Genomic DNA, 9,272 nt, shown 5'->3' on the forward strand with positions numbered 1-9,272 from the left:
CATGGGTGCATGGTTATAGGTAAAACCAAAGCCATCGGCCAGTTCCGGATGTTCGCGGTTTGCCCTGAATATCTGCTGGCTATGCACACCTACAACCGGACTCAACTGCCCGTGATGGTAATCTACATTAACTACGGTATTGCCTGTATAGCGCACGGTATCCTGTGCATGTGCCATATCAGCAATTAGGATAAGAAGTAATATATAGATAGTGGTCTTATTCATATTAGCTTTTGTCGGTGTTTAGCTGTTAGTCTTTAAGTAAAAGGTTCAGCTGTTTTTTGGTCACTTTAAATATGGTACCGTGCTTATGACCCACGGGTACTTTCAAGCTATCGCTGATATCGGTAAAAGTTTTAAAGTCTTGGGTACGCATAGCGCCATATCTTTTTAAACGGTACGAATCATAATAGATAAGCCAATTTTTACCCGCCTTGGTTATTGATGGCCCTTCACTATACATCTCGGTAAACCGAGGCGTATAATCATGATAAGGGCCTATAGGATTACTGGCAAAGGCAACCAGAATATTCCGGTTGGGCCGGGTATTGTCTTTCATTACCAGCACATAATCATTTTGGGCTCGTTTTACAATTTCGGCATCTATTACGCTGAAACCGGGATCGAGAAATAATTTAGTTGGAGCAAAGGTTTTAAAGTCTTTGGTAGTAGTATAATATAGTCGGTGGTTGTTATTTTCATCCTCCTGCCCTTTCGGGAAGCGTTTAGGTACTGTTGATGCCCATACGATAATAAATTGAGCCTGCTCATCATCATAAAATAATTCCGGAGCCCACGCATTTACAGCGGTAGGTTCATAGCCCATCACATTGATATGTTGCTGGGCCGACCAATGTATCAGATCCTTAGAATTGGCATAACCTATACCCTGATCATTTTTCCAGTTAGTTGTCCATACCAGATGATATACTCCATCAGGCCCCTGTACTATGGATGGGTCACGCATAATTTTCGCGTCACCAACTTCAGGCTTTACAAATACCTTATTGAGGTCTGTCCAGTTGTAGGCATCGTAACTATACAACAAGCGAAGCCCACCGTCTGCCGGTTCATGAAACGAGGTAAACATATAAACACTTTTACCTGTTTTACATGAAGCCATAAAAACAAGGATAAGCCCTAACACTATATGCTTAACAGATTTGCTCATGTGTATTTTATTTTAGGTTTATATAGCGTCAACAATCAGTACCCAATCATTACCGTTTGCTTTCTGGCCCGGAGGTTTAAATTTAAGCATACTGGCTTTGGCAACCGTACCAATAGCTGTAATTTGTCCGTTACGTGGATTGTACCATGATGCTTTTATTTGTGTACCTGCTAACTTTTGGGTATTGATACTGATTTCCCTGCCGGTATAAGTGTATACAAAAGCGTAGTTTTTACCGCGTGTGGCTATGAGCCTGTCATATTTGCGCCCCTCGTTGCCTGCAATTATTGACTGATCGGGTACTCGCTCCAAATATGGACGGGATAACATCAGCTTCTTCAAGTAGATCATTTGCTGAGCACCTGGATCATTGATAGAGTTAAACCAAAACCCCTTTGAGCCGTAAGCCGTTTTTTTCTCACCTGGCTTGTGCATTTGCATCACATCGTTATTACCATAAGTATATCCGCAAGCACCTGCAAAAACCGACCAATATCCGTAACGACGAACATCAGCGGCAGTCCAGCGGGGAAGTTTTACATCATGCAAGCCGTGAGGTATTTTCTCATAAGATGGCTCAGCATCCAATGTAGGCTTTACGGGATTTTTGGCGTAATCAACTTGTACATATTTCCAATTATCCTCGCCATAATTCAAGTCTTTTTTAGAGGTATCCTGTGCATAGGTACGATGTCCTGATTGGAAACAGTTAAAGCTTAACCAGGACTGGTCATGAAACCAGGTAGATGATTGTGTGCGGCCACGAGGATGAAATGTGATCAAATGAGCTGTATCTAAAGCCGCCAACGTATTACCAATGGCATTCCATGTTTTTAAAGAATCCGTTCCGGGAATGTCGCCACCATTCATCCATATCACATTTGATCTTTCACGGTATCTTTTGGCTAAAAACTCAGCATAAATTTTAGCTCTTGCTGCGCCTATATGGTTGCCTTTTACTACCGAACCCCATACAGGTACCATGGCTACATATAGCCCCTTTTCGGCAGCCTTATTAATGATCCAATCTATATGATCCCAATAATCATACTCATTCGTTTTTCCGAAAGTATTGCCGGGAGTAACCTTAGGCATAGCAATATTTCTATTGCTCAACGCCGAATCGCCATAGGCATTTACTTCAGCTACACTATGTACAACCATTACCTGTATCACGTTAAAACCCTGTTTGCTCCGGGTATCCAGATATTGCTCAGCTTCTTCACGTTTCATTTTTGAGAACAGGAGCCAACCTGTATCACCCAGCCAAAAAAATGGTTTACCGCCAGCTGTAAAATAGCGGTGATTTGATGATACTTTTAACGACGATATAATTGGCTCACTGCTTTTAAATGAAAAAAACAGGCAACAGGCAATACCTAACAGGATGATTTTCTTTAGCATAAATACTTAGTTACGTGTTAACCATAAAATGGAAGCTCCGGCCTTTGGACTTTTTATTTCTGTGCCATTTCCTCCTTTTATCTGCCCGGTTCCTTCTAATAACTGGCCACTTTGGGGATCAATCCATCGGGTATTATAACTGGCATCAGAAGGAAGATTCAGACGAATGGGGCTATTAGCACTGTTATAAACAATATATCCTTTTGATGAACTTAATGCCCATTGATCTTTCGGACTCTCAGGCAATTCAGCAGGCTTCATGGTGCTTGCTACAGTTAAAAACTGAGAATTTGTTCCGGCAGGTAATACAGGTAAGGAACCACCTGCAATAAACACTGCCCACCCAAAATGCTCATAACCATCTGCAGAAAACAGCACCGCTTTATCCGGATATTTGGTACGATATTCATGTACTGCCCTATAAACTTGCTCAAATGAAGCAGCCTTCGGTTTAAATATGCGTGCCTGCTGGCGCGGAGCCAAACTTTGGCCACCAATTGGAGCATAAGCCGTACCATTAGCCTGATAATACCAATACCTGATATCTATAACATTAATAACTGATGCTTTTGAAGCGTCGGCCAGAATAGCGTCTTGTACATCTTTGGTAGCACTAAGGCTTATGATCTGTTTCTTTTTATGGGTAGTTTCCCATTGTTTAATGGTTTCTACCCAAAACTGCATAAAATGCAGCGGGCCTGTAAATTCCGCACCGATTTGTTGAATTACATTGCTGTTGCCTACAAAATTATCCAGGCATTTATAAATGTATGCCTGATGAAGCTTGCGTCTTGCCGGATTGGTTTCATCATAAAATTGCTCGGCCATGAACTGGCGTTTTTCACCCGCATAAGGCACGGGTTCCGGGAAACCACTGCCGTTGATATTGTTTGCTGTTCGCCACGGGAAATCGGTATAGTGGGCACCAGCTTCGATGATATTATGCTGAAAATAGTTTTGATGAACCAGTACTAAACCTTTCTCGTCAGCCAGGTATGCAAATTGTTTCAGGCGATCCCAGTACCAGGTGTTATACTTAGTCAAGTCATATTTACTTAAACCATCATAGGCCAGCTCCTTACCGCTACGGGCAAAAGGCAGTTCATAAAACGGCGCCCATACATCGCCATCCATGCGGCGGATGCGCTCATGATCATCACGACGACGATCATACCACAGGCCATAATTATGTTCAAATACTACAATATTCTTTTTCTGCATCCAATCGCTTACCTCATCCAAATCATCAGTTAAGCCGGTGCCGGTTTGGCCGGGTACCCAGCGGGTGATGGCAGGCTTAGCAGTAGTTTCTGTATAATCAGGATGAACAGTGCCATTCCACCAAGGTGTTTCAAAATGTTTACCTGCAAGCACAGTATTACCACGTACCAGCCAACCATTTTGAACACTCATTTTAGGAGCTACCGCAGATACAACTTTTTGCTGATAACCAATTTCATCAATAGTTTTAGCACCTGCCGATGTTGTACTTATAGGATGCCTTTCCGCGGCCTTGCCTATCCAATCGTTAATCGTGATGGCTGGTTTTCTGGCGTCTGCCATCAGTTCAGCGGCTTGCTCAACCGTAGGACTGCTTGATGGCTCCGTAGCAGGATAAAGGATACCGGCCTGCTTACTCACGTCTTTATTTAAACGGTTTGCTAATTGTGCATAATAAAAACTTCGCGGATTGATAGTGCTGTTTGATGACTCCCAGTAACCATCGCCGGAGAATTGTGCCCAGGTACCAAAAGCCCAGTTTTGAGCGGTTGGAGGCTGATAGCAATCTACACGGGCAGCGGTACAGTTCCAGAAAAGGCTGTTAGCTGCGTTCCATCCGGCACCCTGACCATCCTGGCCAAGGTTCATATAGCTCAGGGCCTGACCATCAATGCTAATGATATCAAATAAAACACCTGATGCCCAGCTATCAATACTTCCGCTAAAGCTGTTTGACCGCATGGTCATACACTGCACAAAAGCATTTGGGCCGGGTGCACAATACCCTGCGGCAAAATCATGAAAACCTTCTTCTGAATATAAGCGCTGAAAAAGGTTTTGACCGCCCATAGTTAAAAAGGTATTCCGGCGCTGCCCTCCTATTTCTGATACCGGTGCGAGTGACCTGCAATCTTCAACCGTAATGCGGTTACCGGTTGTGCCCACAAACACTGCCGAACCTGCAAAATGTTCAAAAGTTACCTGGCGAACCCAGCTATCGGTAACATTTTCCATTGTGATGGCCATCCAGCGATGAGCCTCATCCTTAAGGTTAGTGGCATCATAAGCAGACCGTAAGGTTAAATTTTCAATACCTACCTGCGCTATACGGCCCGGCCATTTATAGGTACTTACCATTCCCCCGCCAAAGGCAGTATCTAAAGCTGTAGTGAGCGGAGCATCAAGGGTGATCGTATTACCATTAATGGCAGTAACTCTCCTGTCCCAATAAATATCACGCTCGCCGGGTTTCCAAGCCAGAGCGGTTAGGTCGCCGCCAAAATGATCTGTTTTGATGGTATTGATCCAGGCCTGTGTACTTGGCCTGTGAACCATAACCATATCGCCAGCTTTAATATTAGCACCGGCATCTATATGTAATGTATTAGCGTTTACAGGTATGTAAGCATCTGTAATTTTAATTTCTTTTTCGGTTTGCCTGTCGTTTTTTCCTAAAACATGAATAAAGGTTTCCCTGTCTTTACCTCCTGCTAATAATAAAGTTCCGTTGGTTCCCATGCCGCTTCCACGTAAAATCACGCCAGATGCTTTTATTTTAAGATTGCCGTTTACCAGGTAAGTGCCCTTATTAAGTAACACAGCACCACGCAAACCATCAGAACCGACAGGTAAGGTGGCTACATAATCTAAGGCTGCCTGGATACGCAAGGTAGCATCACCGGTTTTTAGGGGTACACTTACACGGACCTGGGCTTCTGGTATTGCTTTTTCGGAAGCCATATACCCGCAATAAGAATAATCTGGAATACGATCACCATTAGGAGCAACAGTATATATCAATTTTCCGCTTTTATCAGCAGCAACAGGCGATGGTGGTTTAATTACTTTCTTCTTATTTTGAGCAAATAAGGGCGCATGCAACAGCATGCACCCCATCACTAACCAACTCAGAACATAAAGATCTTTTTTTAATCGAAATCCTAACATCGCCCCTGTGTATATACTTATTTTATATTAGCCAATTTCTTTTCGCCTTGCATGGCTACAGTATTCAGGTAAACCTCAATATTGCTATAACCGCTACCATCTTTAGCAAGCTGAGCAGAATCATCAGCATTTTTAGGATTTAGTCCGTGTTTTGTTTCCCAATCATCAGGTAATCCATCGGCGTCACTATCTTTGTACGGAGATCCTTTATATTCCGGATACCCACCTACTTGCCACGGAGCAGTAATAATTCCCAGTTTATAAGAGTCTTTAGGTAATTTGCGCACCTTAAACTGATAAGCGGTATCAGTTTTCATATCTTTATAAGTAATCTTTCCTGTACGAACTTGTTCAGTGATTCGAGTGTCAACCGCATCGCGTTTAGGCAAAGTTGCGCCGGCATTGGCTATAACAAACTTAAGCGCATCATTGGCCGAGAGGATATTTACCGGAGTCATAGCGAATGGCACATCAGATTTCATATAATCTTTGTATTCACCAGCGTCGGGCATTTCTTTACCGCCTGGGCCTTCAATCTGTATACCACCGTTCCAGGGGTCTTTAGTTACTTCAGGATATCCTTCCATAATGTTGCCCACAGCGTAAACCCGGCCAAATACTTTTTCCTTTAACTTACTGCGACCAGATTCAGGTTTAAGTATACGGTGACCAACTGGTTCATTTTTAGGCGTTACCGGACCTGGTTTAAAATAGTTATTAATAATATTATAATTGGTAGTATAATCACCACCATCCATTGAGCGGTGGTGCCAGTTAAATACCACGTTGTTAATGAAGTTATAAACGCCATTCCAACCTACAGATGGGTTGCGGCCTGTATTATCGGCCCACAAATTACGCAGCATGGTGCTGTTTTCGCCGCCGGTTGTACTGCCAAAAGCATGGTTCCAGTAATCAAGCGATTCTGAATAGATACAGTTTTGAATGGTGATATTCACCGTGCCCAATTTTTCTTCTTTTGAACCGTCTCCCGGATCAAACATGTGCCTGTACATAGAGAAGTTTTCATCAAGTCCCCAGCTGGCTGATACGTGATCGGCAATGATGTTTCCAACCGGGTTACCACCCAAAGCATCATCCCTGCGGCCAACATTAGTTTCGCCACGACGGAAACGCATGTAACGGATGACCACATCATGCGTATTTACCCAAAATGATTCACCGGCTACGCAAATACCATCTCCCGGAGCAGTTTGGCCTTCAATGGTAATGTATGGAGCCCGTACGATAATTGGTGTTTTGATACGGATAATACCGGCAACGTTAAATACAATGATACGCGCACCACCTTTTTCACAGGCATCGCGCAGGGTTCCCGGGCCATTATCTGCCAAACTTGTGACTACATATACTTTACCGCCACGACCGCCAAAAGTAAATTTACCACCACCTTCAGCGCCAGGAAAGGCCGGGATCTTAGCCTGCGGCAGATCTGTAGGGCGGGCAGCCCAGGGTACATATACTTTACCTTTCCGTTGATCGGCTTTTATAATAGGCAACGCCACCTGCCAGGCCGAATCTGAACGGCGTTCAGCCTCTTTCATCATGGCTTCGCTCTCGTCTTTTACCTTTTGCGGTACCTCAGGGTACTGCGCAAAAGCCGGTTTGGCAAATCCTAATGCTGCTACTACTATAAATAAAGTTGTGTATTTTTTCATATTTGGTTTTTCATTATAAATTTAAATAAGAGCAGGAGGTAATTATCCTGCCCTTTAATGTTATTGCTGAGGATCGAAAGAACCTCCCCAACCTTTATTTTGAGCAATATTAGGGTCGCTATTCATTGTAGCAGTAGGTATTCCAAAGAAATCAACTGATGTTTGTACATTCAGCGTATACTTATTATCCAGCGTTACCGGTGCTATAGTAAAATAGGTATAAGCATCATCTGAGGTTAACTGATCACGACCTGAATATGGAGGAAGCAAACTTGCAGGTGCGTTTGAATTCAACGTAATCCTGATTCCTGATCTTCTGGTTCCATTGAGTGTGGACTGCAACATATTTCTTCTTCTTAAGTCCCAGAATCTTTTACCTTCATAAGCCAGTTCAATTTTTCTCTCAAGCATAATGGCATTAATCATTGCATCATGACTCATTCCCTGAACTAAACCATAAAGACCGTCGCTGCCGGGTTCAATACCGGCGCGCTTACGTAAAGCAATCAATGCGCTGTATGCTTCCTGTCCCTGGCCCAGATTGCCAATTTCGGCAGCACATTCACCTAAGTTCAACAAGACTTCCGCATAACGTATCTCAATCCAATCATTTCCTGAATACATAACATTAGCAGCTGCTAAACTTGGATCAATAGCCTTACGTAAATAAAAACCGGTTGTTGTAGCAGATGCTGTAATTGGCTCAGTCGTTACAACTTTTTTAGATGATGGGTCAGTATAATAGTAAGTCCATAATCTGAATGCATTATTACTATTTAGAGGCCAGTTACATCCGTTAAAACCAATAGTTTTATCAAACCGCGGATCACGGTTTTTATAAAATGTTTGTATCGAATAAGGATACTTGCTTGAAGCATTTGGTACCAAACCATCAAGCATAGGGTAAGATTGCACCATCTCCCATATGGGTTGGTTTGAAACTGAAGGGCTACCAGTGCCTGTATAAGCCGGCCTGGTAGAAAGGTCATAACCATTATTATCTTTTTGCTGATCACCGGTGGCTGAATTATAAGCTGTAACCATTATAGCCTCTGTATTTGAATAGCCTTCAACAAACCATAAACCGGCATAATCGGGCATTAATTTATTACCTGCGGCGTTACAAATATTCACTGCCTGCAGATTGGCATCGTAAGCTTGCTGCCACCTTGCACGATCATTTGTAGGATTAAACTCCGGACTTGCCCAGGTTAATAAAACCCGACCCTTAAAGGCAGCTGCTGCCTGAGAAGTTATTCTGCCATAATCATCCTTAGAATCAGGCCATCTTTGCGGCAAGCTCTTGATAGCCGAATCTAAATCGGCAACAATTTGTTTAATACAATCAGATGTTTTGGTTCGGGGTAACAGCGCAGCCTGTTTATTTGCATCACCTACCGCGTCTAAAGGCGTTAGCACTAAAGGGACACCACCATATAATCTAACCAGATCAAAATAACGATAGGCTCTCCAAAACAAAACTTGTGCGGCAAATCTTTTTTTTGTGTCAGCCGAAAGTTTACCGGCTGCTAAATCATGCAAAAAAGTATTAATGATCCTGATTTTATTATATGAACCCGATGTATTACTACTACCAATATCAGTAACATCATTGTTGGTAAGAGTACCTTGCACAAACTTATTATCGTTATAAGCTTCATCACAAATACCGTTTAAGTTACTTGATACCGAACCTCCTGTATTACCATACCAGTTAGGTAAATTCTGGCCATAAATAAAGTCAACATTTTGTTTTACTAAAACAGAATCACCAAATATTAAATCAGGAGAAGCGCTGGTAAGATCCTGTTTGTTTAATACTTTTTTACAGCTGGTTGATAGCAATGTAA

At 42.7% G+C, this 9,272-nt stretch carries 5 protein-coding genes; all 5 read right to left on the reverse strand.

Annotated features, from left to right (window positions below):
* Window positions 1–250: 250 nt before the first annotated feature.
* The gene (locus AAGC65_RS21995) at window positions 251–1,171 is read right to left on the reverse strand and encodes a glycoside hydrolase family 43 protein (RefSeq protein ID WP_343114619.1); all 921 of its coding nucleotides are present in this window, start codon (window positions 1,169–1,171) and stop codon (window positions 251–253) included.
* Between the two features lie 18 nt (window positions 1,172–1,189).
* Window positions 1,190–2,575: a glycoside hydrolase family 140 protein gene (locus AAGC65_RS22000; protein WP_343114620.1), complete on the reverse strand. Its 1,386-nt coding sequence runs from the start codon at window positions 2,573–2,575 to the stop codon at window positions 1,190–1,192.
* Between the two features lie 6 nt (window positions 2,576–2,581).
* Window positions 2,582–5,683 (reverse strand): DUF6298 domain-containing protein, encoded by a 3,102-nt coding sequence (locus tag AAGC65_RS22005; RefSeq protein WP_343114621.1) that lies wholly within the window; start codon window positions 5,681–5,683, stop codon window positions 2,582–2,584.
* Window positions 5,684–5,760: 77 nt separating this feature from the next.
* A complete protein-coding gene (locus AAGC65_RS22010) occupies window positions 5,761–7,422 on the reverse strand; it encodes a polysaccharide lyase (protein WP_343114622.1) in 1,662 nt (553 codons plus the stop codon).
* 60 nt (window positions 7,423–7,482) lie between these two features.
* Window positions 7,483–9,272: RagB/SusD family nutrient uptake outer membrane protein (locus tag AAGC65_RS22015; protein ID WP_343114623.1), on the reverse strand; the 1,790-nt coding region annotated here is incomplete at its 5' end.

The sequence above is a fragment of the Mucilaginibacter sp. genome, from assembly GCF_039207105.1.
GTDB lineage: Bacteria > Bacteroidota > Bacteroidia > Sphingobacteriales > Sphingobacteriaceae > Mucilaginibacter.

Bases quoted from the DNA above. Each gene is read 5' to 3' on its own strand.
- AAGC65_RS21995 (WP_343114619.1), bottom strand. From the start codon at position 1,171: ATGAGCAAATCTGTTAAGCATATAGTGTTAGGGCTTATCCTTGTTTTT.
- AAGC65_RS22000 (WP_343114620.1), bottom strand. From the start codon at position 2,575: ATGCTAAAGAAAATCATCCTGTTAGGTATTGCCTGTTGCCTGTTTTTT.
- AAGC65_RS22005 (WP_343114621.1), bottom strand. From the start codon at position 5,683: ATGCTGTTGCATGCGCCCTTATTTGCTCAAAATAAGAAGAAAGTAATT.
- AAGC65_RS22010 (WP_343114622.1), bottom strand. From the start codon at position 7,422: ATGAAAAAATACACAACTTTATTTATAGTAGTAGCAGCATTAGGATTT.